The following is a 26,031-nucleotide window of genomic DNA, read 5'->3' on the forward strand; positions in this document are numbered from 1 at the left end:
AAGGGGATCTCTTTGATAGCATCATTATGCGAATTGGATAATGTTCAAATCTATATTTGAATTGAACTGCTATATTTTTTTCATTAAATCTATTTATTATGGTTATTTAATTACTCTACTTTAAAAATCCGCAGGGTTTCTCCCTACCGCACGCCAGCCCTTCGTTGTTTTTTCTGGCGGGGCCGCCAAGGCATATTTTTTGCCCCCATCCGCACATATAGCACATTGTTTTCTTCGTTCCTCAGAAAAACAAAGAGCTATTCCAGCCGCACAGCAAAAAGACATTCTGCTTAAATAGATAAATTCTGCCAAGTAGAAATGCCAGAAAAAACAACCCAAAGCTACTTAACATAATAGAGCATTATATAACCTGCCTACGGTTCCGCTATCGCTCCAGGGTCAAGCCCCTGTTTATATAATTCTATTATGTTAAGTAGCCGCACACCCACCGCACAAAACCCTGCTACGTAAAGAGTAAGCCACAATTCCCCACCACCCTTCCGTTGGAGCAGCCTATAAGTAAAGCATTGCATTTCTACCAACCCACTGTGTCTTAGGAAAGCTCATCCATTTCACTTCATTACCTTGTCGTCTTTCATTAATTACCTCCAAGTTTACCATTTCGTTCCATTTCTTTGCTTACCTAAGCCACCGCACAGCAAAAGTGGCTTTATCATTCTCGAATTATCATTTCCTTTGCATATTGCATTGCCTCATAAGCATTCTTATAAGCCACATTTGCTTTTTCCTTCCGCACTTTTTCAGTGGTATACTTTACTTATAGTCTGGTCATTAGTACCCCATAGAATTGTAGCAATAGAATCTTTGATTATTTATATGGATAAAAGTTTAGTACTTTTTAATACCTTCTATCATATGCTAATAAAAAATTAAACATGTCATATGATGGTCTTTTTAGGTAATTTTTTGCAATCCATTCGCAGACTTCAACATTACCAGCTGCAAATTTCACTAACATTGTATCAGAATTAAATATTATTGTGCTTTCAGCACTTAGTCCCTTATTAGTAGTTCCTGCAACTCTAATTTCACATAATGAAGAATTTCGGTTAGTAGCTTTTGAATGTATTTCAATAGTGATTTTTCTCTTTGCGAGTTTATTTTCAATTTCACTTTTTAACCTCAAAAGCTTTTCGTCGGTAACTTTCATAATCTCATTTTAAGTATTGCCAATCTTAATTTCTACAACCTTATTTAACTGTGTAAACAAATATTCAAGCAGGTTTGTAAGATGTTTTTCACATCCCTTACGTGCGTCTTCCTCGCATTTGTATTCATTCTCAAATGTTTGATTTAAAATTATTGAACTTTTAAAACTTGCAATGTATCTATGATTCGCATTGTTGGGCTCAAAATTATTTCTCCAGTGAGGTTGTACTGAGTATGTTACGATTGGCAAATTCAATATGACATAGTCATTTCCTATTATCCATACTTGGGTTAGGTCCTTGATTTTCATGTCTCAAAACTAAGCTAACTTTTATAGCAGTCCTTGCCAATATTTTAAGCATCGTGTTTTTTGCTAAAAAAATGAGTATTCTTCTAGTTCAATAAAAAAAGCTAACAATTTATTACTTAGCTATTTAGGATGAGAAGGTTTTCTCGAATAAAAAAAGAAATAGCAAAGGTAAAGTGCCAAAATGAGTCAGTAAAGGTCAAGCCCTACGGGTTTTGATAAAAAAATCTCCATCCGTCTAACGTCAGAATAGTATTTTTTTCTCAAAAACCTTGACAGCCTCATTTCGTCACTTTGATATGAGCATGTCTTTTTCATTTTCCTCTTTTTCGAAAAAAAATATTATGCGAAGCGTAGCGAGCAAATTTTTAATGCTCAAGCTATGTCTAAATTTAACATCAAAACCTTTATTCCAGGTTCGGTAAATTCCGATTTTCAATTATACTTCCTTTCGAAAGGTTTAAATGCAGGAAAACCTTTGGAGGTTCCTTGCCCAAATTGCTTTGTACTTAAATGTGAATCTATAGAACAAGTTAAATTGTACAAATCAATAGGTTTTATGTTATGGCGAAAACAAAGTTTTATACCTTATTTAACTGGGTCAGTAATACCATTTATCAGAATAGATGACTTTAGAAAGATTTTCTCACTAGGAATTGAACAAACAATAGACAACCGAAGGTTCACTCAAATTTTGACTCAATTGCAAGCTTTTGAAGAACTTGAAAAAACGTACATCAAAAATTTAAGTCTAATTCAAGAAGCAAAAAAAGCCCTTTATTCAAAAATGCGTGACATATAGTAAGTCAAATACTAGAAAAAAACTGGCCACTGTGAGTAAAAAATTTATAAGCAAAGGTTGTGTGGCGGCCAAACCAGTGAATAATTACTCTAACAGAACAAAAAAATAAAAAAGACTACGGCATAATGAAAGGCAGTTTGAGCAAATAATTTTCATCAGTGTTTGCCTTTCACCCTTCGGGACTTATTCCGTTTCCTTTTTTATTTTTTTAACCGCCACACAAAGAAAGGCATATAAATTTTTTACATATGTCACAGCGTCCATCAGTTTCAGTTTCTTGTAGTTTGGCTTCCTGCCCATGTTCCTCAGTTCCAGCTTCTGAGTTTGTCCAGCTTACACCTTATGCTTACCAGCGGTTTGTTCGTAGGGTTCACTTTGCTTCGGCTCCTCGGGCTGGGGTTCGTGTTTATCACGTGCCGTGTGGTTGCTACCTTTGGGTTCATGCTACAGGCCAGCGTTTTCTTTCAGCATTGCCCTTTTAGGGGCATTGCTTTTTTTCCTATTACTTAGGAAATCTAGGATTGGTAGGATTTTAGGAAATAAAAAACCCCACCAAAGGCGGGGCTTGAATTGTGTTTCTAAAATGTTTTTAGAGGTTTTGTGCAGCTTATACTCCATTAACATTTACCAAATTAAGACAGTTAAACATGCCATTTTTTAAAGAGTACATTTGACCATTTACTTCTTGAAAAAACTCTAAGCCTAGTACCAAAAACAATGGATGCGTACTATTTGCAGTGATTGTATTTGTTAAGGTAATAGCTGCAGTAGCAGTACCATCCAATGCAATGATTGAGGTTTCACTTGTTTCTGTAGAAAATGTCTCATTCTCAAAATCAATCTCCGAACCAGCCGATTCGATTTTAAAGTGTGTTGCACCACCTGGGGCAGCAATCATGTTGGCAGGAACAAACGAAGGAATCACAACCTCCAATGCTCCACTCACTCGGTCAATTGAATTTGTGTATGGTGCATAAAGCGTGTTTCTAAGCTTTCCTTTGATATTAAAATCAAAACCAGTCAAAAGCTCAGCTTCACCATCAATCACATTTCTTTGGCCTCTTGTGTTCGTCACATCGGCTTGAATTACCTTCACCATTTCAGCAGTTAATCTGCCAACCATACGGTTGTCAGCCGAACTTGCCAAAACATTTCTAAATGCTGTTCTCAACATTCTCCCTGCTTTTCCAGCAGCACCAAACTCTGCACCGTTTTCACGTGTTCTTTGAAAATTTGGATCGTTTGCGATTCTATCGCCATCCACACCACCTTTCTCTCTTGCGAGATACCCATCTTGAGATTTGTAGAAGGTAATACCACCGATAGTACCATCTAACTTAATTAAGCCTTTTTGACGTGCCATAATATTGTTTTTTATTTGTTATGACACGAAAATAAAGTACTATTTTTGATTAAATGGCTAATTAAAAGGCACTTGGAGAATGTTGCACCACTTTGCATTCATTCGCATTTCCCAATCCTAAATATCCTAGGTTTCCTAATCTCCTAAACATCTTAGAAGTATATCAAAGGCATAGATAGAGTATCACCAAACGTTGATACGGTTATCGGCCAATATTTGCGAGGGCTTTTCTGAGGGTTGGCTTTGTGTGGCTGCCAAAGCTCTCGTAAATATTTGTGTTATAAAGAGTTTTCTTTTTTTATCGCATCAATAAACATTCTCGGATTTTTCCCATTTAATAAATCATCAAACCAAAAAGTTTCTAATAAGCCTAAACCTAAATCTACTGCAGGTTCAACCAGTTTTCCTATCGCAGTACCAGCGATTGCCCCTAGTTGGCCTCCAATAATAGTTCCTATTCCTGTTGTAACTCCAAAAAGCCCCAAATTTTTTAAAAACTTGCCTTTTGTTGATTGAAAAAATTTCGTGTTCCCTTGAATCTGGTTGATATATTCTGAAGTAATTTCATATGAATTTGAATTTTCGCCAACTTCGTTTATCCATTTTCTAAAATATTTTGCACTTGATAAATGCCTAAGTTTAAAAACAGATTCAAAGTCTAAATTTTCATTCTGGTATAACAATTTTAAGTTAGGGACATTTTCAATTTTTAAAATTTCTGAAACATTATCGGTAATTTTAAGAGCATTCCCAATATTATTTATATTCTGCTTACAGATTTCGAAATGTTCATTTTGATAACCTTTATAGTTATATTTTGACAATATTGCTGTTTCTAAAACTTTGTGTCCCAACTCAAGTAATAGTTGCCTTTCATGAATATGAAGCTGATTTGGGTCTCTCTCAAAAGGTAATCCTAATTGTTTTAGGTTGTTATTTTCATAAGCGTTTATTATGAGTTTAGCAGAATCATTGGCGAATGCCATTCCATCAGGTACCACATAATTTTTAGTGGCTTTTTTTGTGAAGTTCCTTATTTTCTCTTTTGTCCATCCAAAATGTTGAATTGCATTATATATATTTTTTTCAGGGTCTAAATCTTCTTTTGTTAAAGTTCCAGCAGTTATAGGTGGTCTTCCATAAACAATTGATTCATCAATTAATCCATTTTCTAATCGCAAACCACCGCTTGTTACCAAAATTGGAGACCAAATCATAAATTTGATATATCCACTTTCAATCAGTCTTAAAACAATATTATTACCAAGTTTATCCAGCAAAAAAAGCAATGCGAAATTAAGATTACCAGTACTAATTGTAATTGAATCAAAAATGAGTAATTGTTCAAAAAGTGTGGCTAATATTTCTTTCTCCTCTTCTTTTGTTAAGGTAGGGTAATCAAAACTATAAGGAGAACCTATTCCATTATTGAAGACTTCACTTTTCATTTTTTAATTCTTTATAACATTCAATAATGCCCATACATATGAAGGTCTAACAATATTAATTGAGTTTGAACTAGGACCATTTACATGACCCTCGTTCCATGCACTAATAATATTAGTAAAACTGATAGAGTGAAGTTTGTCTCCTAATATTTGAATAGATTGTCCTTTTATTGAATATTTAAATGGTTTCCCTTTGATTTTTTGGAAAACTTGGCCTTCACAATCAATTATGTTTTGTATTATTCCCTCCATAAAATGAATTTTTTTATATCAGAAAGTTATGGAACATTATCAAAAAGAGCAATTTTTATTGCATTTCATTATCATTTGAAGATTGAAATTGTATGTATCTTGTATGTATCAAAAAAACAAGGAGTTACAATTTTCATCGTAACTCCTTGATTTTCAAGTGGGCCCACCTGGGATCGAACCAGGCACCTACTGATTATGAGTCAGTTGCTCTAACCGAATGAGCTATAGGCCCTTTGTTTTCTTCGAAATAGATTAACTGTTTCTCTGAAAAGCAGTGCAAAGGTAGGGCTTTTGTACAAAAAGTCAAATATTTTTTTGAAAAATCCCTTTTAATATGGCCGCTATTTTGTATCTGTCTAAATATGAAACCCTTACTCAAAATATTTTTTTTCTTTCGTTCGGTTCCTTACATTTGTAACGATGTTAAAGAAAACTTCCATATTTATTCTGTCACTCGTGATTTTTGCTGAAAGTCTCCTGCCTAATGGTTTGGGAATTTCACAGGTTTCTCGCGTAGGTGAGCTTTATCATCATTATTTGCAGCATCGCCAAGAGGGTGTAAGCCTCAATGAATTCCTTTGGATGCATTATTCGTCAGATTCGGGTCATAAAACCAATAAAGAGCATAAGAATCTTCCATCCTTTGAGTCTCAAATTTCATTCTTGGCTTTTGTATCGTCTGTTTCTTTGAGAATTGATTCAGGCTTTAAAGAGAATACTGTCTTTACCGAAGTTTTTAATTCCTTAGAATATTCAAATCTTTACAGGTTTCAGTATTTAAAATTCCTCCTCAACCCACCCCAGTTGGGCTAATTTCATTTCTGAAATTTAGCAGGTTTTTCCTTCAAATTCTGAAGGTCTTTCAACTTCTTGAGGTTTTCCTTATAGAATTCATCCTGCATTACTATTCAAATTATTACATCGTCAATTTTACCAATTGACCAATTAAAGCATAATATATCATGTTTGATAAACTCGTCAAATATAGTATTCACAACAAACTTGTGGTCGGCATTGCGGTGTCGCTTTGTATGCTGGCAGGCTTATTTTCGTTAAAAAGCTTGCCCATAGATGCTGTGCCAGATATTACTAATAACCAAGTAGTTGTGCTTACTTTGGCCCCTACGTTAGCTGCTCAGGAAGTTGAGCAATACATTACCGCTCCGCTCGAAATGCAGTTTGTAAATATTCAAAACGTGGAGGATATTCGCTCCGTTTCAAGACAAGGGCTTTCGGTTATTACATTAGTTTTTGGTGATGATGTCAGTATTCATCTTGCGAGACAATTGGCCTCGGATCAGATCAAAATGGCTTCTGAGTCTATTCCTAAGCAGTTTGGAACCCCAGAGCTAGCTCCCATCACCACGGGTTTGGGTGAAATTTACCAGTATACATTAGAGGTAAGTCCAGGTTATGAAAAAAAGTATGATTTAATGACCCAAAGAACGATTCAGGACTGGATCGTGAAGAAACAATTGGCTGGTATTGATGGCGTTACTGAAATAAGTAGTTTTGGTGGATTTGTAAAGCAATACGAAATCTCTATAATTCCTGAAAAGTTACTGCAGTTGGGCGTTAGTCTCAAGGAGGTTTATGATGCCGTGAGTGCCAATAATACCAATACTGGTGGTAGTTATATTGAAAAATTTGACCAGACATACTTTATTCGAGGAGAAGGAACCTCTAGTTCACTTGAAGATTTGGGCAAAATAGTGATTAAAACCACCAACGGAGTGCCTATTTTGGTGAACAGTGTGGCTGAGTTGCGATTTGGTCATGCCAAAAGGTTCGGAGCAATGACGAAAAATGGTAAAGGAGAAGCCGTAGGCGGAATTGTTCTGATGCTGAAAGGAGCCGATTCTGAAAAAACTATCAAGGAAGTAAAAGTAAGGATTGAAAAAATCAACAAAACTTTGCCCCCGGGCTTAAAAGCTGTGCCATTTATTGATAGGACCAAACTTATTGACAAATCCATTAAGACCGTGAGAAATAACCTTATTGAAGGCGGATTGATAGTGGTTTTTGTATTGGTTTTACTGATGGGGAGTATTAAAGCGGGTCTAATTGTGGCCTCAGTTATTCCAATCACCATGGTGATAACTTTTGGTCTTATGCAGCTTTTTGGCATTTCGGCCAATCTCATGAGCCTTGGAGCTATAGATTTTGGTCTATTGGTGGACTGTTCGGTGATAGTAGTAGAAAGTGTATTGTATAATATTCACTCCAACCAAAAGTACCATGTTGACAAAATTGAGAAATCGGTTTTCAACGATTTAGTGTATAAATCTTCTACCAAAGTTCTTTCGGCAGCTTTGTTTGGAGGGATTATCATTCTGATTGTTTACTTGCCAATTCTTTCTTTGGGTGGTATTGAAGGTAAAATGTTTAATCCGATGGCCATGACCGTGAGCTTGGCATTGGTAATAGCTATTTTGTTATCCCTTACTTATGTACCAGCCGTGACTTCGTTGCTATTGAGTAAAGAGGGAAAAAAAGAGTTTAAACTTTCGCAGAAGATCATCGATAAAATGTTTAACTCCTATTCTCCAGTTTTTCAATATGCCTTAAAACATCACACTAAGGTCTTGACAGGAGCCATTGTTATTTTTCTGATCAGTTTGGTTTTGTTTATGAGAATGGGCGGAGAATTCATCCCAACACTTGACGAAGGTGATTTGGCTGTTGATTTTCAAACTCCACAGGGATCTTCTCTCAATACGACCATTGAAGCTACCACGAAAGCCCAAAAAGCTTTGATGGCGGAATTTCCTGAAATTCAGCAGATTGTGGGTAGGATAGGGGCCTCAGAAGTTCCTACTGATCCTATGCCACCAGAGGCTTCGGACTTGATGATCAATATGAAAGACCACTCAGAATGGACGAGTGCCAGTTCTACTCAGGAAATGGTAGAAAAAATGGCAGCGGTTTTGGAAGAAAAAGTTCCTGGAAATTCGGCTGAATTTACACAACCCATCGAGATGCGTTTTAATGAAATGATAGCCGGTTCTAAGTCTGAATTTGCCATTAAAATTTTTGGAAATGACTTGGAAGTTTTGAATAAAAAAGCCAAATCCGTAGAGAAAATTCTCCAAAAAATAGAAGGTACTAGAACGGTCAGGGTCGAAAGAATTAGTGGAAGACCTCAGATAAATGTTAAATACAATAAGCAAAAATTGGCTGAGTTTGGTCTGAATATAGATGATTTGAACTTTATTCTAAAAACTTCATTTGCGGGGGAGGTTGCTGGAGTGTTTTTTGAAAACGAAAAAAGATTCGATGTAGTAGTCCGATTTGAAAAGCAAGCAGCGGACGATCTAGAACACATAAAAAATCTTCAAATCAAAACCGGAACTGGAGCATTGATAAAGTTTGAAAATGTGGCAGAGATTGGCTATCAGAATGCCCCTTCCCAGATTTCCAGAGAAAAATCAAATAGAAGAATAATTATTGGAGTAGATATCGCCGACCGCGACGTAGAGAGCTATGCAGAAGAAGTTGCCCAAAAGTTGGAGTCCAAAGTTACTTTACCATCAGGGTATTATTTCGAATACGGTGGCTCATTTGAGAATCTAAAAAGAGCCAAAGAGCGTTTGATTTTGGCGGTTCCGGCAGCTATGGTGCTCATTTTCTTTTTGCTTTATTTTTCTTTGGGTTCCTTCCTGCAAGCCGGTTTGGTATTTAGTGCTATTCCATTCTCAGCAATTGGGGGTGTGTTTGCTTTGTTAATAAGAGGTATGCCATTTAGTATTTCAGCCGGAGTCGGATTTATAGCATTGTTTGGTGTGGCAGTGTTAAATGGTTTAGTATTAATTAGTTACTTTAACCAATCTGAGGAAAAAGACCTGATGAAACGAATCATCGAAGGTGTCTCTGTGCGGTTCAGACCTGTGATAGTTACTGCTTTTGTGGCTTCTTTAGGATTTTTGCCGATGGCTATTTCTACTTCAGCCGGTGCCGAAGTTCAAAAACCTTTGGCCACTGTAGTTATCGGTGGTTTGATTACCTCAACCATTCTTACATTGGTGGTATTGCCCATTATTTATATGATTTTCATGAAAAAAGTAGAAAAGAAATGATAAAGAAAATAATTATATTTTGTCTCGTGGTGCAAACTGCTTTTTCTCAAAAGCTCGATTTAAGGCTGTTGACTAAGTTTGGGATGGATCAAAACAGAGACCTTGCATTGGCTTTGAAACGAATCGATTTGCAGAAATCATTGGTAAATACCGCCTTCGAGATGCCTAAAACTAAGGTGGATCTTCAGGTCGGAAATATCCAGACGCCATTTGTGACCGACTACACTTTGGGTATTGTGCAAAATACGGAGTTGCCAAGAGTTTATAAAATACGAAAAGCTTTCAATGAATCTCTGGTTAAAATTGGGGAGTCAGAATACCAAGTTCTTAAATATGAATATAGGTTTAATGTCGCTAATTTGTACTACGAACTATTTTATTTACAACAAGTTACAGATTTGTTGCAAACCGAGAATCTAAAATTGGCCGAAATAGAAAAAGTGTATAAAAGACGGCAAGAATTGGGAGAAACCGACGGAACTGATGCTGCAGGAATGCATTTGAGGATTTTAGAAAACGAGATGAAAATCAATCAAATTTCTAACAAAATCAATGAAACAGAGGGTAATTTAAAACTCATATTAAATGCAGAAATTTTACCCGATTTGAGTTTTAATCATGCCCAGTTAGATGCAAAAGCTAATATTTCTCAAAATGCCAGATTAGAAATGCAACAAAATATGATTCAGAATTCTGAGATTTTAACCAAAAACGAAATGGATAAGCTTCTGCCAAGTATCAATCTTGGTGTTATGAACCAAAGTATGTTGGGTAGCTGGCGTCAGTTTATTGGTGTGGCAGGGGTAGAGATTCCTATTTTTTCAAAAGCCCAAAAGGCTAGGGTGGAGGCTTCTAAAATTTCAACCAAAATTCAAGAAAGTGAACTTGAAAAGTTGAAGTTTCAGCTAATGAATGAAGTACAATTTTTACAAAAAAATCTTCTTTCTACAGAATCTTCACTTTCGCTCATTAAGAACAATCTCTTAATAGAGTCAGACAGATTAATGCAAACCACCATGAAGAAATATTTGGCAGGCCAAATTGAGTATTTTGATTGGTATTTGGTTTATAATCAAAATCTTAATTATAAAATGGAACTTTTGAATTTAGAAAAATCAAAAAATTTCACAATCACAAACATTAAATATCTTATCGGAAATGAATAAAATACTTATAAATATAGCTTGTATGGTTGTGCTGTTTTCATGCAAAACAGAAACCAAAACTGACGAGGTTGCACAGAAACCTGTTGATAATGCCATCGTATTTACAACCGAGCAAGTTAAAAACCTGAAAGTTGAAATCGGCGGTATGGAAGAAAAAATAATGGATATCAATATAGAGGCAAACGGTCTAGTGGACGTGCCGCCCGATCAAATGTTCTCGGTAAATTATCCGCTTAGTGGTGTAGTATCTAATATCAATCATAATTTATTGCCTGGAAAGTTTTTTAAGAAGGGAGAACTTTTAGCACAAATCACGAGCATGGAATTGTTGCAAATTCAAGAAGACTTCTTGAACGAATCTACCAAGAGTGAATTGCTCATTCAAGACTTTGAACGCCAAAAAGCCCTTATATTAGACGATGCCACTTCTAAAAGGAAACTTCAAGAAACAGAGAATGCACTGAAGCTGAATAGGATAAAAATCAAAGGTTTAACCGAAAAACTGAAAGTATTAGGCATTAACCCTAACACATTGTCGAGCTCCAACATTTCGGCTAAACACGCTCTCTATGCCAGTCAAAGTGGTTACGTGAAAGGGGTGAACATTACCAATGGTAAAAGTTTTTTGAGCAATGAAACGCTGCTGGAGCTTATCAGCATGGAGCACATGCATGTAGAACTCAAGGTTTTTGGTGATGATATGCAATTGGTCAAAGTGGGACAGGAGGTTGATTTTAAAAGTACTGAAGGAAAAGAAGTGCTGGGTAAAGTATATCTCATAGATAAAACGGTGGATGCCGAGCAAAAATCGCTCAATCTTCATGTACACATAGAGAATGAGGCTTTTGAACAATCTCTTCGTCCAGGGCAATATATTTCTGGAAAAATAAATGTAAAAAATTCAAAAGTGATGGCACTACCTGAATCTGCCATTTTGGCGAATTCAGACGGTTCATTTATTTTTAGAATGAATGAAGGAAAGAATCAGGTGAAATTTGAAAAAATTGAAGTCAAAACTGGCCGAATTGCTCATGGATTTATTGAAATTCTAGAACCAAACGATATATCTGGCAAAATTGTAACCAGAGGAGTCAATTTTGTAGAAAATGGAGCGAGCGAAGAATAGCCGACTATTAAACTTATTCGTTGGGTTCAATGTGAATAAGAACATGCCCAAGCTGTGGTATTTCCCTTCGTAAGGTATCTTTAAGGTCATGAGCTATATCATGGCCTTTTTTTACGCTTATAAGTGCATCTACTGTGGCGTGGAGGTCTACATGATATATCATTCCCGATTTTCTAATGAAGCATTTTTCTGTGTCTAAAACTCCATCTACAGTCTGTGCAACTTGTTTTATTTCCTCTAATAAATCATCATAGACGTGTTCATCCATTATTTCGCCAAGAGCTGGGCGAAAAATCAAATAGCAATTGTAAAGAATAAAACCCGAAGCAAATAGTGCAGCCCAGTCATCTGCAGTTTCGTAGCCTTTGCCCATATACAAAGCAATAGAAATACCTACAAAAGCTGCCACAGAGGTGATGGCGTCGCTTCGATGGTGCCATGCATCTGCTTTTAGAGAGCTGCTATTGGTTTCTTTACTTTTTCTAAGGACAAGTCTGTATGATATTTCTTTCCAAAGAATTATTGCTCCCAGAACATACAATGTCCAAGATTTGGGCAAATCATGAGGAGTCTGTATGTTTTTTATACTTTCATGAGCGATGATAATTGCTGAAAAAATCAAAAAACCAACTACCAAAAAAGTGATGAGAGGCTCAATTCGGCCATGACCATAAGGATGATTTTTGTCAGCCGGCCGACTAGCATATTTTAAGCCAAACAAAACCAGAAGTGATCCGAAAATATCTGTGGTAGATTCTATGGCATCGGCTATTAAAGCGTATGAATTTCCAAAAAAACCAGCCAAACCTTTAATTAAAGCCAACGAAGCGTTTCCGAAAATACTAAAATAGGTTGCTTTAATAGCCTTTTGTTCGTTGGTCATTTGTTAAGTGTAAGCACCGGTTAAGGTGTTTTTTGATAATTGCAAATTTAAGAACAATAAGGTGCTAGAGGCCGATATTCTGAGGATTTATTTCTTTTTTAGGTTTATCACAATAACCCCATTCGCACCTCTGGAACCATAAATGCCTGTACTTGAGGCATCTTTAAGCACCGATACCGATGAAATATCACTTGGGTTTACCATTTGATAAACATCCGAAAAAGTGCCGTTCATGACGGTGGTATTTAATACAAAAAGTGGTTCAGTAGCAGCTACTGGTGAGAACGAATTAACCCCTCTGATAGTTATTTGGGCACTGGCTCCGTCGCCTTTCACATAAACTCCGGATACCCTTCTTAAATAATTATCTAACGTAATATTATTACCTAAATCTTTCACTTCGTCTGCAGATCCTGTGTAGTCTTTGGTAATTTGACTACCGTAGCTATCCGATATCTCCTTGTTCTTTTTTTCGACATAACTCTTTCCCATCCGTTGATTGGGGGTATTTGCACAAGCAAAAGAACTGAATATAAGTGCTAATAGACTGAAAGTTTTAATCATGGTTTTGGTATTTTTTATGAAATTATCACATTTATCTTAATTTGTGTTAGAATTTAACCTTTATTTAGGATTCGGAAATATTAAAACTTTGGGTTCTGATTGAGATTCACAAGAAAAAAGTTCTATTTTTACCTAAAATAAACAATAATGCAATGCGTATTAGCCAAGCTTTTAGTTCACTCGGGTCACTTTTTGTAATTTCAGTTTTCGGTTTTTCATTGTTTTCGTGCGGCGGCGAATCGAGCTACAGTTTGACTAAAAAAGAAACGGCTAAGAAAGAAGACTTTAGTGATAAAGATACTTACAGTGCTGAAAGTGAAGCTGATGTAATGGCTTGGGTGAAGGAAAAACCGGCATATGTAGGTGGTAAGAAAGAAATGTACAACTTCATTAAGAATAATTTGGTAGTTCCAGAGGAAGCTAAAAAAGCCAAAGTTTCGGGTATGGTTTTTGTAAGATTTATAGTTGAGAAAGATGGTAAAATCACCAATCCAAAAATTATCAAAGGCCTTGGACACGGCTGTGAAGAAGCGGCAAAAAACGTTATTTTAAGCATGCCAAATTGGAAACCAGGTATGCATGAGGGTAAAGCAGTGAGGGTTTATCATAGTTTACCTATTGCATTTTCAAAGGATTAAGTCCTGATTTTAAGCCATTACGGCCAGCATTTTTAAAATGTGCCTTCCAAGATGTTGCTCTCCAGTAATTTCTATATGTTGTAAGCTTTCCTCAGGTTTCACTGCTTTAGTGAATATTTTCCAGGCTAAATTTTTCGGAATAATCACCTTACAGGTTGGTTCAAGCTTTGCTTTAACCGTAATTTCCCAGTTTGATTTCTTATAGATCAAGTTCCAAGATCCAATTTCAGTAATTTCAAACCTTATATTGACTCCCTCATTTGCCTTGACATCTTTGTAATGATGTGGCAAAGCTCTCATTGAAGTCTCTAGATACGGAAAGTAGAACTCAGTAGAATACAAGGGTTCTGGGCAGCCGAGTGCATATCGGATTTGTTGTTGATGATGCCATTTTTCGGTAAATTCTCGTGCAATATGAAACCAGTTTTGCGATTCCATTTCGCCTGCCCAGGCAACTGAAAATGTAGCTTTTTCCTCAGGATTAAGACTTTTTATGAATTCAGTGTATTGATTTCCAGACTGTTCAAGTAGCTCAATTATAATCCTCGGACTAAGCCTTTGCAATGCATTGACCCAGTCGTGGTTCAGTTTATTGAGGTAGTTTAGTAGGTCTTGATAAGAATTGATTTCACCAGACGAAACACCAAAATACCCATCTCTTAACATAGATAGTGATCTCAAATTACCGTCTAAAAGGTGTACTGCAACGTCTTTTATGGTCCAATTTCCTGCAAAAGTTGGTAAATTCCAGTCTTTTTCCTCCATACCTTTGAGTAAATCAATCAGTAACTCGTCGAGTTTGGAGAAAAGATGAATGGTTTCTATCACTTTTATTTGAGAGGCCATAATTCTGTGTTTGTTAAATAACGCCTCTGCAATTTAAGTAAAAAGTAATTTTACAATTCTAGAAATCTAGGAATTCTTCCTTCACCCATTTTGATTCAAGACTTATCTTACACCAACCATTCTGTTTTTGAATAACAAATAATTCTTGATTTTGTAAATATGAACCAACTTTTGGGAAATTTGTGCCTGGTCCACTTCTAACATTCAAGGTATTAGCGTTTACTGTGGCTTTCGTTACCTCATCAGTGTACCTACTATAAACCCAATGTTGTTGAGAGGAAGATATTCGGTACCAATCGCTCTTTTCTTCGTAAACTCTCAATACAGCCCCAAGTAATGTGGGACTTCGATCTGTTGCTTTCGGAAATGTCGATGCAGCTCCTGTTCTGATGTTCAAGGAATTGGCCGTAACGATGGCATATTTCAGAATAGTGGGAATTGCTGGAATCGTACCGCCCGAAAGTACTGAATTAATTAGCGGTAAGAAGTTGTTTTGACAATCGACCACTTTGTTTCCTCCAAAGAAAGCTGTACCAGGGCAAGATTTGTTGCCGCCTGAGCCATTGTTTCTTTCTCCTGACGAAAGGTTAAACCAGTGGTTATAAACTATTTTATCCGTATTTACAGCAATACTGAATTTTTTACAAATTGCCGCTGAAACTTTTATGATGGCATCTTTTTGGGCGGAACTCATTATATCTTTTCCGCTATCAAAATCTCCAACGTTTTCTATGCAGATGGCGTTGGTATTGTTGCCATAAATGCAAGCTGGGCTAAGCTCCAAACTTCTTCCTGTTAGCACTGTACCATCTGGAAATATTGAGAAGTGCTGCCCTATATCCATCCAGCCATTGCTTCCTACATGATGATCCTTCATGCCTTTTTGCATATCAAAATGGTTCTTACCAGTAAATTGTTGATAGCTAGGTATATAAGTATGGTGCTGTTGTAAATATATGATCGTTCGGGCAACGCGAGTATTATCTATCCAAGTTTCAAACTCACTAACAGACATTTTAGTAAATCCATATTTTGTTTCCATAGCTTTTGATTTTTATGGAAATAAAACTAGAGACTAATCTTCTGTTTTTAAGCGATTTATAATGAATTTTATTATGCGGTCACTTCTGTTTAAGCTACAAATTGCCTAGCTTATTCTGATTGGAAAATTATTTATATTCTTCTAGTAGTTTCGCTTGCTTCTCAATGGCGGTTTTAAATTCTGCCTTCATTTCGCTTACAAGTTCAGCCACTGGTAAAACGTCATGTATGGTTGCAACGCCCTGACCAGCAGACCAAAGTGTTTTCCATGCCTTGGTTTCCGCTTGGGCCGCATCTAGTTCTTTGCCGAAATCTATTTTGGCCTTGTTGTCCCAAAGTTCTTTGGTTATACCATTGTTTTCAAGGCTTTTCTGCATAAAATTGGCACTAACGCCCGAGATGGCTGCTGTGTAAACAATATCGCTGGCTCCACTTTCGATAATCATTTCTTTGTATTCTTCGGAGGCGTTCGCTTCGGTGGTATTGATAAATCGGGTTCCTAAATAGGCCAAATCTGCCCCCATTTGCATGGCCGAGGCCACGTCTTGTCCGTTACTAAGGCAACCCGACAATAAGATCGTTTTTTTGTAAAAACTCCTAATTTCAGTTACAAAAGGTACCGGATTTAATGTGCCTGCATGCCCACCAGCACCCGCAGAAACCAATATTAAGCCGTCAACACCTGCCGCGGCAGCTTTTTCGGCATGTCGTTTTTTTATGACATCATGAAAAACCAATCCACCGTAGGAATGTACAGCATCAACTACTTGCGAGACAGCACCTAGTGAAGTTATTACCAAAGGTATTTTGTGCTTAACCACCACCTGCATGTCTGCCATCACCCGTGGATTGGTCTGATGAACAATGATATTTACACCAAACGGTGCTGCTTTTTTACCTGTTTCTTTCTCGAATTTTTCAAGTTCGTTCTTTATTTCAACTACCCATTCTTCAAAACCCTCGGTTGTTCGTTGATTCAAAGCTGGGAATGTTCCGACTATTCCGTTTTTGCAACACTCTATTACCAGTTTGGGATTGGAAATTAAAAACATAGGTGCCACCACTACCGGTAGCGAAAGGTTCTGAAAAGGGTTCATTTTTTTAGTTTTTATTTATGTTGATAATTTTTTTTGGCATTAAGGCAAAAGGCATTAAGGCACAGGGTTCTCTTTTTTAATTTAGCTTTTTGGTCTCATCAAGCCCTCTTGCACCACACTTGCCACCAATATGCCCTCTTTATTAAAAATATTTCCTCTTGTAAATCCTCGAGCATTAGAAGCACTTGGGCTATCCATTGCGTAAAGTAACCAATCGTCTATCTTAAAATCTCGATGAAACCACATGCCGTGGTCAAGGCTAGCCATAAAAAGGTCTTTGTTGGGCAATGGGCCTTTTGTATGCGGTAAGGTGGCTGTGGTAAGTAGGTTATAATCAGACACGTAGGTCATTAGTCGTTGGTGGATGTTGATGTCTCCATCAAAAGTTTGGTTGGCTTTAAACCAAAAATTACGAAATGGTAATTTGGTCTTAAAATCTAAGAGATTGATTTGCTCAACCATTCTAAACTCAAAAGGCCTCTCCTGAATGACCTGAAAAATATGATCAGGCACAAATAATTTGAATTTCTTGACGGTATCTAGGTCGGAAGGGAGGTTTTCGGGTCCAGCGACCTTAGGCATATCTATCTGATGATCAAATCCTTCTTGCTTTTTTTGGAATGAGATAGACATGAAAAAAATTGCAATTCCGTTTTGTTTAGCCACCACACGCCGGGTACTGAAGCTACCACCGTCACGTATTTTTTCTACTTCAAAAACAATAGGAATATTGATATCTCCTGCCAGAAGAAAATAAGCGTGCATGGAGTGTGCAACACGCTCAGGGTCAACGGTTTGTTGTGCAGCACTTAGCGACTGAGCCAAAACCTGACCTCCGAAAACACGTTTCCATGGTGCTTGGTAATTTTGACCTAAAAAAACCGAATCGCTCAAACGCTCGAGTTGGAGTAAATCGATTAATTCATGTATGTTATTCATCTATTGGTTTCTTGTTTGAAGACTACAATTTTAGGCTATTTTTAATAAAAATACTAAGATTGTTTAGAATATTTCAAACAAGAAGTGTTCAGTTTACACCCGAAAACCTTGGATTTACGATGCTGTTGTTCACCGAACCAAAGGTGTAATTCAGGCCGAAAGATGTAAGGTAAGAAAAGGTTGTAGCTAATTGCCTGCCACCCAAAAGTACATCTGCAGTATCCCCGCTTTGCTTTGGAAGTGAAATCTGGTTGTTGATTTGAGAGCCGTTTCCGTAAAATCTAAACGACAAACCTTGGGCAATCCGGAGCGACAAATCAATTTCTAAGCTTAAGCGATACCTCTCAAGGTTGTTGAGATATTGATACCCGCTGAGTTCGGCACTGAAATTTCCCCAGTTTTGAGTAAATCCTAGAATGCCCGTAACTTGCTGATAAGGAAGCGTTTCTGCTATTTTGTCAAAAATTGTAAGTTCTATATAGTCAAAGTCTCGAAGGCCTGCTTGGTAAATCCAACGTAGTTGTTTGCGGTTGAAATCTTGCACCGGGAAAACCGAGTACTCAAGTGCCGGTGCTATGCTTTTAGAGAATTTAATGTTTTGATAAACAGAATGATAGCCTTTTATGAAACCACCCAAAGACCAGTGGTTGTTAAATGCAGCTACAAATAATGAGTTAAAGCCATAGTCATTTACTTTTACGGTGTTAGTAACAGAGTCAACCACCACCGAGTTGGTTCTTTGATTGTAGTAAGAGTTAAAGCTAAATTTAGACTTTTCGGTTGTTCTTCCACCTCTAAAGTTTCCATCAAAAGACACATTTGTTCTATTACTTTCTCCGCTAAAGCGGCCGTTTCCACCAACTCCAAAGATCCAATTATTCCATTTATCTTTTTGTATTTCTTTTCTCGGGCCAGGGTTTTTATTAAAACTTACTTTTACCATCTCACCAGTTTCTACATTTTTCAAAAAGCCCAATAAACCTAAACTTACCGAGTTGAGGAGTTTTTTTCGCAAGATGTCGTCTGTGGCATCTTGTTTAGATGCAAAATTTACGGTGTCGAGTTGTGTTCTTAAGGTATTTTGCCCTTCAAAAAATACGGTATAGTTGGCTCCACCAGAGGCGTTAGAGTTGGCTGTTATCATTACCAAGACATCTGCTGCCGCTTGATCTCTTACAAAATTGAACATTGGCAGCTCGGTTTTCAGATAATCTATATAACACTTGGCCCTTTGACAATTCAGAAAAACGTTGAGATTGGTGTTTTGTCCGAAAGAAAGCATCGGCAAAAGTATCAACAGCAATAGTTTGTTGATTTTGATTGACATGTTTATTGGGTTTATAAATGATTACAAAATTAACTGAAAAACAGCGATTTGAAAAACAGTGAAAAAAAGAAAAGCTCTCCGAAAATCAGAGAGCTTTAATCTAACCCCTAAAATAAACCACTATAATATATTCAAGAATAAAAATTCTTTGAACTTAATTAAACAACGTTTAATGTCTCGTTTTTGTTGCTTTTTGCTTAAAATATTTCATTAACAATCATTAACAATGCCTTTTTGTAAACCTTTGGAGGGGTTTTTACTCTAACATACAAATTTAGAAAACAAACAAAAGTTTTGAGATTATGAAAAAGACAATGGTTTTAATCGGGATTTTGAGTTTGGTTGCAGCAGGAACTTTTGCTCAATATGGAAGAGTATATGGTGATGAGTCATATGGCTCTCGTGGGCGAAATTACGACGAAAGATTCGACAAAAAAGGTGGATTTGACGACAAGTGGGGATATGACCGTGACTATAACGTGGTGAGAGGAAATAAGGCCATGATGATAGATTCTTATCAAAGACAAGCCAGAATGCGAATAAATGATGGGGTGCGTAAAGGCTTGATAACAAGGTCTGAAGCCAGTAGACTGATGAGGTTTTATGATAACATCGAGCGGAAAGAGAATCGGTTTATGCGAAATGGACGTATATCTAGAAGCGAAGCCAGAGAGTTGGACAACGATCTGGATCAATTGAATAGAATGATTACCAGGGAGAAGCGTGATTTTGAAAGAAACCGCGGCTACAGAAGATATTAGTGGAGTAATAGTTTTTTCAAATAGAATGGGCGGCTTTTTGAGCCGACCCATTTTTTATTTAAAAGTTTGGCGTTATTTCAGGTCATTCAAAACAGAGTTGGCATCTTTCAGAACGGTTTCCAGTGATTTGACTAAAGTTTTAGCTTTGAAAAGTTCATCTTTGAGTTTGTCAAATTCTGCCTCTTTTTTACTCAGTTTTGTCTCAGCTTTCTCCTTTTCTTTTTGGATTTTCTGAATCTCTTTTTCCTTTTTGTTGGAGGCCTTTTCTAGTTCTTCTTTAGCTTTTTTGTCAGCTTCGGTTTCGTTTCCGTTGTACAAGGCACCTACAATTTCTTCTTTTTCCGACAAGGCCTTAGTGAGCATTTCAGGAGAGGCATCTAATTTCTTACCTAGTTTCTCTTGATCTTTCAGGTTACTTTCAAGCGATTTTTCGATTTTAGACTGGTCTTTTTTTGTATCATTCAGACTTGACTCAACCATTTTTACATTTTCAAGTGCAAGTTTAGCCTCATGATTGCCTACGGTGAACTTTTGAAATTTTTCAACAAAACCTTTTGCTTCTCTTTCTTTTAGCTGAAAAGAGGTGAGGATATCTAAGTTTTTGTCCAAGAAAAAGAATGATACTTTTTGTATTTTTTTATTGTTTTCAATAATGACATCAACGGTGGTCAGTTCAGCGGGAAGCTCACTATTTTTTATTTTGTCCAGTCTAATAACATATTTGGAGGGCTTTGATGTTTTACCAAAACTATTGAGATATTCCTCCAAATCTTTCTGAATATCTTTTTCGTCTTGATTCGAAAAAATAAAATAAGAAGACTCATTCCTGCCTCCATAAAGGTTTTGCCCTTGATACACTTGGGCCGACAAATTGGAAAAGAAAAAGCAGAAAAGTACTAGAATCAGATTTTTCATTTTAAAGTATTTTGAATTTTGGAACATATTAACACTATTTTCTTTTTGTTATGATTTTCTGTGAAAAAAAGATATTTATCACCTCCATCTTTTAGACCTAGCTGTTTTTTTATTTCATCTGGCGAAAAAGGGAAGTTTCTTGTTGATACATTAGCTTTTTTTGTTTCAATAACTTTATTTAAGAGTTTTTTGTCAAAATTTATCACGTTTTCAATTTTAAATATTCTTCCTGGAAAGTCATTTTTTAGAGTTTCGGAAGAATACAAGTGACTGTTGGCCGCAATTTTGTCAATTTCAAAATTTGCCGCAATAGACTTAAAACCACCTGCTTTCATGATGGAGGCATTGGGTTCATAAAGATATGCCCGTGGCTCTTTAAATTGTAAGTGAATAATATTTTCATGAGTGTATTTAAAGCTAAATTCGGATTGTGAGCTGCCCAAATTAACACATGAAATTGTTGGGTCTTCACAAAGCTCATTCGTCAAAGTAAAAACCAGTTCCTTTACCTCGTTTTTTTCTGACAATATTATGACTTCTTTAACGTGCTGAAGTAACGCTATCGTATCTTTAATATCCAGCATGGGTGAGTATTTCACCATCACCATTTTTGCATTTTGGAGGAGTTTGTCCTTGATTTCTATTAGATTGGGCTGGCAGTCTTTTAGACTTACCATTTTTCGGTTGGCCGCATCTCGGCGAGCAGGATCTAAATAAAAGAAGTCCACATGTTCCGAGAAATTTAATTCCTCGGCCTTTGAATTTGAGTGTTTTACATTCTTGATATTCAGTTGTTGATAGTTATATTCAACTATTTTACTCAATTCTTGATTGATTTCGTTGTGTACAAAACTTTGAAACTTTTTTGCAAAAAAATAGCTATCCACACCCAGGCCTCCCGTTAGGTCAATGCCTAGTCGGCCATTTACTTTTTGTGATTTGTATTCAGCAGTTATTTGCGAGGAACATTGTTCGAGAGATATTTTGGCTGGAGCCAAGAGGTTTTTATCTTGCCATTCTGGTATTTTTTGAGCCAAAGTTTGATTGAAAATGGCTTGATTTACGACTAGTTTGAGTAAATCAGAATCAATTTTTAGCGGATTTTTTAGAACGAATTCCTTGGGGTCAATTTTATCTAATTGATTGGCTATTTGTGCTGCTTTGATTAATATTTCTAAATTCAATTCTTCCAGAAGTCATTTTTGATGCAATTTAAGACAAATGTGTTTCTGAAACTGAATTTTGTTGGTAGATAAAACAAAAAAGCACCTCATTAAACTAGGTGCTTTCAATTCTTTTGAGTTTAAATTTTACTCAATACCTCTTCTTTCTTTGAGTTTATCCAGAAGCATTTGGTTAAACTTTCTCTCGGCGGCCATCAAACTCGAATATTGTTGAGCCGAAATTACCCTCAAAAAGTTATCTCTATACTTTTTAGTGATATTCAATTCGTCTTGTTGCAATTCCAAAATTTTATCTTGACGTTTCATCAACTCGTTGTTTGACAAATCCTCGCCAGGTCTTTTAGAAAGCCTTCTGATTTCTTGATGAATTTCGTTTTTCTCCTCGGAGTAATTATTATAAATCGGCCAAAACTTCTCGGCCTGACTTTCGGTAAGTTTCAGTTCGTTGGTAATCATACCTACTTTCATAGCTCTAATTCTTTCACCACCCGGAGGATTTCCACCAGGGCGTTGACCAAAAGAAATAGTGCTGATTATTAGTGATATGTATAAAAATATGTTTTTCATCTTAAATGTCATTTTCTTTCAAATACTTTTCTATTTCTTGCTCTGTCAATTCTACATTTTCGTGAATTGGAGTTGTTTCGGTCACCAAAGTACTCAAATCTGCGTCTGTCAAATTTTCCTCGGCCAGATAAGCTATCATTTCTTCAGAGGTGATTTCGGCAAATTCGTCTTTAGGTTGATTTTGCTTGTAAACCAAAACCGAGAATGTTCCAATTAAAAGGATGGCCGCAGCATTTCTGAAATACACCCATTTGTTTTTGACAACAGTAAATTTGGCTTTCTTGGTTTCGACGGTTTGACTTAAAATGTTTTCCTCAAGTCGGTCAAAATAGCTAGACGGAGTGCTTAATTGTACCCCTTTCGTTAAACTTTCGATTTTAACTTTTGCTAAAATTTGGTTTTCTAATTCGTCAAAAAAGCCTTCTGGTGTTTTATTTTCCTTTAAATCCTTTAGTTTTTCAATTTTGACTTTAGAAAAAATCATATCTTCCATTTCGTCAAAATAAGCCTTAGGAACTTCGGATTTAGCTGAATCCTTAAGCTTTTCGATATTGACTTGAGAAATTATTTGAGACTCCAAATCTTCAAAATATTCTTTTGGAGTGGCTATAGACTTGTTTTTTCGTAAATTATCTATTTTTGCCAGAGACAAAATTTCGTCTTCTAGTTGGTCAAAATATCCAGTTGGGGTCTTTAAGTTTTGGATAGATTTTAATGTTTGAATATTAACTTCGGCAAGAATATTCTCCTCCAGTTTCCCGAAGTATCCTTCAGGAACAGTAAACGGTGATTTTATTTTGCTTTCTTCGATATTCATAAAAACTTTTTCATGTCTGTTTGACATTTATTCTGTCAAAAGGTTTAGTTCTTGGTCAGAAATTCCTCAATTTTTTTCACCGCAAAGTGATACGTAGCCTTCAATCCGCCCACGCTAGTTTCAGTTATTTCGGCTATTTCTTCGTATTTGAGTTCTTCAAAATATTTCAGGTTGAATACAACTCTTTGTTTGTCAGTTAATTGAAGCAAAGCTTTCTGGAGTTTGATTTCAATCTCTTCCCCATCCAAATAAGTATCGCTTTTTGAAGATTCTAGGTGAGACACCAAGCCTTCGTTATCGTCAATGGATATTCCTTGATCTTTTTTCTTTTTTTGGAGAAATGTGAGGGCTTCGTTGGTAGCTATTCTGTAAAGCCAAGTATAAAGTTTGGAGTCTCCTCTGAATTTATCCAAGTTTCGCCAGATTTTTATGAAAGATTCTTGCGTAACATCATCAGCGTCATCATGGTCGATCACGATTTTACGCACATGATAGTATAATTTCTCTTTGTATGCCTTCAAAATGCCCCTGAAAGCTTTCTCGTGGTTTTCAGGATTTTCTAGTAGCTGAATGATTTCTTCGTCTTTCATAGTTTTTTATTTCGGAGCAATTCGCCAAACGCAAAGGAATGAATTTATTCCTAAATCTCCGAAGACTTTTGTGGGCTATTTTAAATAAAAAAGTCTTGGAGCGATGGTTAGACACTCCAAGACTCAAAAGGTTTAAAAAAATTATTTTCTGGCAATAACTTTTTTAACTGCCTCTATGATGTTTTTAGAATCCAAACCGTATTTCACCATCAATTGCTCAGGCGTTCCTGACTCACCGAATGAATTGTCAACAGCAATGTACTCTTGTGGTGCCAAGAATTCTTTGGCCAAGGTTTGAGCGACAGCATCACCCAATCCACCGTTTGCTTGGTGTTCTTCACAAGTTACCACACATTTTGTTTTCTTTACAGATTTCAAAATGGCAGCAGTGTCCAACGGCTTGATGGTATGAATGTTGATGATTTCAGCATCAATTCCTTGTTCAGCTAAAACTTCCCCAGCTTTTATGGCTTCCCATACCAAATGACCTGTCGCTATGATAGTTACGTCTTTTCCTTCGTTCACCATCCAAGCCTTACCGATTTCGAATTTCTGGTCAGCAGGGGTGAAAACTGGTACAACCGGACGACCAAAACGCAAATAAACCGGACCTTCGTAGTCGGCAACGGCTTTGGTAGCAGCTTTGGTTTGGTTATAATCGCATGGGTTAATGACTGTCATGTTCGGCATGGCACGCATCATGGCGAGGTCTTCCAAAATCTGGTGCGTTGCTCCGTCTTCTCCAAGCGTTAGACCGGCGTGAGAAACAGCAATTTTAACGTTTTTGTCAGAATAAGCTATCGACTGACGGATTTGGTCATAAACTCTACCCGAACCGAAGTTGGCAAAAGTAGTAGCATAAGGAATTTTACCGCCGATGGTTAAGCCAGCCGCTATACCCATCATGTTTGCCTCAGCAATACCCGTTTGGATAAAACGCTCAGGGTGATTTTTGATAAAAGGAGCAATTTTAAGTGAACCAACCAAGTCAGCACACAAAGCCACTACATTTGGGTGGCTCTCACCCAGCTCAGTCATGGCATCACCAAAACCCGAGCGAGTATCTTTTGATTCTGTATATGTATATTTTTTCATCGTATTAAATTACTAATTAGATAATGATTTTAATTTTTTAATAAAATATTTTGGCTCTATGCTGAATAGAGTGGGTACTTGAATTTGAGTTTAGCAGCAATGAAGTAAATCATACTGATAAAATTGTTTTTATTTCTGTATCCACGAGCCCTAGCTTTAGCCAATTGGATTTTACTATTAATACCTTCTAAAATTCCGTTTGAAATATGGTATTTAGAATAGTTTGTAATTCCTTTCCAATGTTTGATTACGGTGTCTGCAAATTTCTCAAATTGAGGTATCATTGCCTCTTTTACCATATCACACCAATAGGCTAAAAACCCTTGAGCTTCTTGAGGCGATTTAATAGACCAAAAGTCGTCAAATAGTATTTTTAAACGATAAGCCGCACCTAATCTGGGTAATGCCTCTAGTGACATATCTCTCTGTGTTTTTTGAGAAGCCGTCATGTTTTTGTCATTTTTGAGAAACAAATACTTTTGCCCTTTTAGCATTAGGTGATTCTTTAGTTCTTGTTTTCTTAAGTCGTCCATACTTTTATTCAAGAGTGCTTTGACATGATACCTATCAAATACTATTTGAGCATTTGAAAATTCTGACTCCACACCACTGATAAAAGAGGGTGATAAGTCTATACAAACTTGCTTGATATTCTGTCTCTGGGTACCTTTAGTTTCCAGATAATCAGCTATTTTCGTAATGGTGTCTGCTCCCTTGCCCTCAGTTGCATGTACTACCCTTGAAGTTTTCATATCCACCGCAACGGTTATATAATCATGCCCCTTTTTAGAACTTGTCTCGTCTATTCCCAATGTTGAAATATCACTATGATCTGCACCACAATAAGCAATTCCAAGCCAATAATTAAAGATATTCCAGATGCGATTGGGGTAAACTCCAATCACTTTGCCTACCTTGTTGACTGGCATTTCTTGCTCTATTAACAACATACTAAATGCCTCAAACAGAAGTGTAAAACCACTACCTTCCCGTGCCCACGGTACTGAGACTTGTTCAACCTTATTCTCAACAGTTTTTACACGTGGTATTTTACAAT

Annotated in this window: 28 protein-coding genes and 1 tRNA gene; 8 read left to right on the forward strand and 21 right to left on the reverse strand. The window is 36.6% G+C overall.

Features of this window, described 5'->3' with window-relative positions; genetic code table 11:
- Window positions 1-120 precede the first annotated feature (120 nt).
- From EGI31_RS00975 to EGI31_RS00985, 3 genes are all read right to left on the reverse strand, one after another.
- On the reverse strand, window positions 121-285 hold the full coding sequence (locus tag EGI31_RS00975; protein ID WP_255035246.1) for a hypothetical protein: 165 nt from the start codon (window positions 283-285) through the stop codon (window positions 121-123).
- Between the two features lie 574 nt (window positions 286-859).
- Window positions 860-1,171: a hypothetical protein gene (locus EGI31_RS00980; protein ID WP_255035247.1), complete on the reverse strand. Its 312-nt coding sequence runs from the start codon at window positions 1,169-1,171 to the stop codon at window positions 860-862.
- A gap of 9 nt (window positions 1,172-1,180) precedes the next feature.
- Complete coding sequence (locus tag EGI31_RS00985) at window positions 1,181-1,480, reverse strand: hypothetical protein (protein ID WP_255035248.1); 300 nt, start codon at window positions 1,478-1,480, stop codon at window positions 1,181-1,183.
- A gap of 379 nt (window positions 1,481-1,859) precedes the next feature.
- Here EGI31_RS00985 and EGI31_RS00990 point away from each other — a divergent pair, with 379 nt between their 5' ends.
- The gene (locus tag EGI31_RS00990) at window positions 1,860-2,279 is read left to right on the forward strand and encodes a DUF6943 family protein (protein ID WP_255035249.1); all 420 of its coding nucleotides are present in this window, start codon (window positions 1,860-1,862) and stop codon (window positions 2,277-2,279) included.
- 248 nt (window positions 2,280-2,527) lie between these two features.
- Window positions 2,528-2,761 (forward strand): hypothetical protein, encoded by a 234-nt coding sequence (locus EGI31_RS00995; RefSeq protein ID WP_255035250.1) that lies wholly within the window; start codon window positions 2,528-2,530, stop codon window positions 2,759-2,761.
- Window positions 2,762-2,886: 125 nt separating this feature from the next.
- Here EGI31_RS00995 and EGI31_RS01000 read toward each other — a convergent pair whose 3' ends face one another.
- The 4 genes from EGI31_RS01000 to EGI31_RS01015 all read right to left on the reverse strand — a co-directional run bounded on the left by EGI31_RS01000 (window position 2,887) and on the right by EGI31_RS01015 (window position 5,574).
- The gene (locus EGI31_RS01000) at window positions 2,887-3,642 is read right to left on the reverse strand and encodes a hypothetical protein (RefSeq protein ID WP_255035251.1); all 756 of its coding nucleotides are present in this window, start codon (window positions 3,640-3,642) and stop codon (window positions 2,887-2,889) included.
- 278 nt (window positions 3,643-3,920) lie between these two features.
- The gene (locus EGI31_RS01005; RefSeq protein WP_255035252.1) at window positions 3,921-5,090 is read right to left on the reverse strand and encodes a hypothetical protein; all 1,170 of its coding nucleotides are present in this window, start codon (window positions 5,088-5,090) and stop codon (window positions 3,921-3,923) included.
- 3 nt (window positions 5,091-5,093) lie between these two features.
- Window positions 5,094-5,342: a hypothetical protein gene (locus EGI31_RS01010; RefSeq protein WP_255035253.1), complete on the reverse strand. Its 249-nt coding sequence runs from the start codon at window positions 5,340-5,342 to the stop codon at window positions 5,094-5,096.
- Between the two features lie 158 nt (window positions 5,343-5,500).
- A tRNA-Ile gene (locus EGI31_RS01015) sits at window positions 5,501-5,574 on the reverse strand.
- A 188-nt stretch (window positions 5,575-5,762) separates the two neighbouring features.
- Here EGI31_RS01015 and EGI31_RS01020 point away from each other — a divergent pair.
- From EGI31_RS01020 to EGI31_RS01035, 4 genes are all read left to right on the forward strand, one after another.
- A complete protein-coding gene (locus EGI31_RS01020) occupies window positions 5,763-6,155 on the forward strand; it encodes a hypothetical protein (RefSeq protein WP_255035254.1) in 393 nt (130 codons plus the stop codon).
- Window positions 6,156-6,304: 149 nt separating this feature from the next.
- The gene (locus tag EGI31_RS01025) at window positions 6,305-9,418 is read left to right on the forward strand and encodes an efflux RND transporter permease subunit (protein ID WP_255035255.1); all 3,114 of its coding nucleotides are present in this window, start codon (window positions 6,305-6,307) and stop codon (window positions 9,416-9,418) included.
- Window positions 9,415-10,584 (forward strand): TolC family protein, encoded by a 1,170-nt coding sequence (locus tag EGI31_RS01030; protein WP_255035256.1) that lies wholly within the window; start codon window positions 9,415-9,417, stop codon window positions 10,582-10,584. Before EGI31_RS01025 ends, EGI31_RS01030 begins: the two co-directional genes overlap by 4 nt.
- The gene (locus EGI31_RS01035) at window positions 10,577-11,710 is read left to right on the forward strand and encodes an efflux RND transporter periplasmic adaptor subunit (RefSeq protein ID WP_255035257.1); all 1,134 of its coding nucleotides are present in this window, start codon (window positions 10,577-10,579) and stop codon (window positions 11,708-11,710) included. Before EGI31_RS01030 ends, EGI31_RS01035 begins: the two co-directional genes overlap by 8 nt.
- A gap of 13 nt (window positions 11,711-11,723) precedes the next feature.
- Here the strand turns inward: EGI31_RS01035 and EGI31_RS01040 are convergent, their stop codons facing one another.
- Entirely contained in the window at window positions 11,724-12,593 is an 870-nt protein-coding gene (locus EGI31_RS01040; protein ID WP_255035258.1) for a cation diffusion facilitator family transporter, read from the reverse strand.
- 87 nt (window positions 12,594-12,680) lie between these two features.
- The gene (locus EGI31_RS01045; RefSeq protein ID WP_255035259.1) at window positions 12,681-13,157 is read right to left on the reverse strand and encodes a TonB-dependent receptor plug domain-containing protein; all 477 of its coding nucleotides are present in this window, start codon (window positions 13,155-13,157) and stop codon (window positions 12,681-12,683) included.
- A 152-nt stretch (window positions 13,158-13,309) separates the two neighbouring features.
- On the opposite strand from EGI31_RS01045, the gene EGI31_RS01050 reads away from it, so the two are divergent.
- Window positions 13,310-13,795 carry an energy transducer TonB gene (locus EGI31_RS01050; RefSeq protein ID WP_255035260.1) on the forward strand — a complete coding sequence of 162 codons (486 nt, stop codon included), beginning with the start codon at window positions 13,310-13,312 and terminating at the stop codon, window positions 13,793-13,795.
- A gap of 9 nt (window positions 13,796-13,804) precedes the next feature.
- Here EGI31_RS01050 and EGI31_RS01055 read toward each other — a convergent pair whose 3' ends face one another.
- The 5 genes from EGI31_RS01055 to EGI31_RS01075 all read right to left on the reverse strand — a co-directional run bounded on the left by EGI31_RS01055 (window position 13,805) and on the right by EGI31_RS01075 (window position 19,045).
- Complete coding sequence (locus tag EGI31_RS01055) at window positions 13,805-14,641, reverse strand: maleylpyruvate isomerase N-terminal domain-containing protein (protein WP_255035261.1); 837 nt, start codon at window positions 14,639-14,641, stop codon at window positions 13,805-13,807.
- Window positions 14,642-14,699: 58 nt separating this feature from the next.
- On the reverse strand, window positions 14,700-15,683 hold the full coding sequence (locus EGI31_RS01060) for an SH3 domain-containing protein (RefSeq protein ID WP_255035262.1): 984 nt from the start codon (window positions 15,681-15,683) through the stop codon (window positions 14,700-14,702).
- Window positions 15,684-15,810: 127 nt separating this feature from the next.
- Window positions 15,811-16,779 (reverse strand): NAD(P)H-dependent flavin oxidoreductase, encoded by a 969-nt coding sequence (locus tag EGI31_RS01065; protein ID WP_255035263.1) that lies wholly within the window; start codon window positions 16,777-16,779, stop codon window positions 15,811-15,813.
- Between the two features lie 81 nt (window positions 16,780-16,860).
- Window positions 16,861-17,718, reverse strand: a complete 858-nt coding sequence (locus EGI31_RS01070) for an acyl-CoA thioesterase (RefSeq protein WP_255035264.1) — start codon at window positions 17,716-17,718, stop codon at window positions 16,861-16,863.
- A gap of 88 nt (window positions 17,719-17,806) precedes the next feature.
- A complete protein-coding gene (locus EGI31_RS01075) occupies window positions 17,807-19,045 on the reverse strand; it encodes a hypothetical protein (RefSeq protein ID WP_255035265.1) in 1,239 nt (412 codons plus the stop codon).
- A 302-nt stretch (window positions 19,046-19,347) separates the two neighbouring features.
- On the opposite strand from EGI31_RS01075, the gene EGI31_RS01080 reads away from it, so the two are divergent.
- Window positions 19,348-19,806 (forward strand): hypothetical protein, encoded by a 459-nt coding sequence (locus tag EGI31_RS01080; RefSeq protein WP_255035266.1) that lies wholly within the window; start codon window positions 19,348-19,350, stop codon window positions 19,804-19,806.
- Between the two features lie 72 nt (window positions 19,807-19,878).
- On the opposite strand, the gene EGI31_RS01085 is transcribed toward EGI31_RS01080, so the two are convergent.
- From EGI31_RS01085 to EGI31_RS01115, 7 genes are all read right to left on the reverse strand, one after another.
- The gene (locus EGI31_RS01085; RefSeq protein WP_255035267.1) at window positions 19,879-20,721 is read right to left on the reverse strand and encodes a hypothetical protein; all 843 of its coding nucleotides are present in this window, start codon (window positions 20,719-20,721) and stop codon (window positions 19,879-19,881) included.
- On the reverse strand, window positions 20,718-21,905 hold the full coding sequence (locus tag EGI31_RS01090) for a THUMP-like domain-containing protein (protein WP_255035268.1): 1,188 nt from the start codon (window positions 21,903-21,905) through the stop codon (window positions 20,718-20,720). Before EGI31_RS01090 ends, EGI31_RS01085 begins: the two co-directional genes overlap by 4 nt.
- Before the next feature lie 126 nt (window positions 21,906-22,031).
- The gene (locus EGI31_RS01095) at window positions 22,032-22,472 is read right to left on the reverse strand and encodes a Spy/CpxP family protein refolding chaperone (RefSeq protein ID WP_255035269.1); all 441 of its coding nucleotides are present in this window, start codon (window positions 22,470-22,472) and stop codon (window positions 22,032-22,034) included.
- 1 nt (window position 22,473) lies between these two features.
- Entirely contained in the window at window positions 22,474-23,316 is an 843-nt protein-coding gene (locus tag EGI31_RS01100; protein WP_255035270.1) for a hypothetical protein, read from the reverse strand.
- A gap of 17 nt (window positions 23,317-23,333) precedes the next feature.
- Window positions 23,334-23,879, reverse strand: coding sequence for an RNA polymerase sigma factor (locus EGI31_RS01105; RefSeq protein ID WP_255035271.1), 546 nt, complete (start codon window positions 23,877-23,879; stop codon window positions 23,334-23,336).
- Window positions 23,880-24,020: 141 nt separating this feature from the next.
- Window positions 24,021-24,974 carry a transketolase family protein gene (locus EGI31_RS01110; protein ID WP_255035272.1) on the reverse strand — a complete coding sequence of 318 codons (954 nt, stop codon included), beginning with the start codon at window positions 24,972-24,974 and terminating at the stop codon, window positions 24,021-24,023.
- 56 nt (window positions 24,975-25,030) lie between these two features.
- On the reverse strand, window positions 25,031-26,031 hold a 1,001-nt coding region (locus EGI31_RS01115; protein WP_255035273.1), incomplete at its 5' end, for an ISL3 family transposase.

The sequence above is a fragment of the Lacihabitans soyangensis genome (genome assembly GCF_024343775.1).
Taxonomy (GTDB): domain Bacteria; phylum Bacteroidota; class Bacteroidia; order Cytophagales; family Spirosomataceae; genus Leadbetterella; species Leadbetterella soyangensis.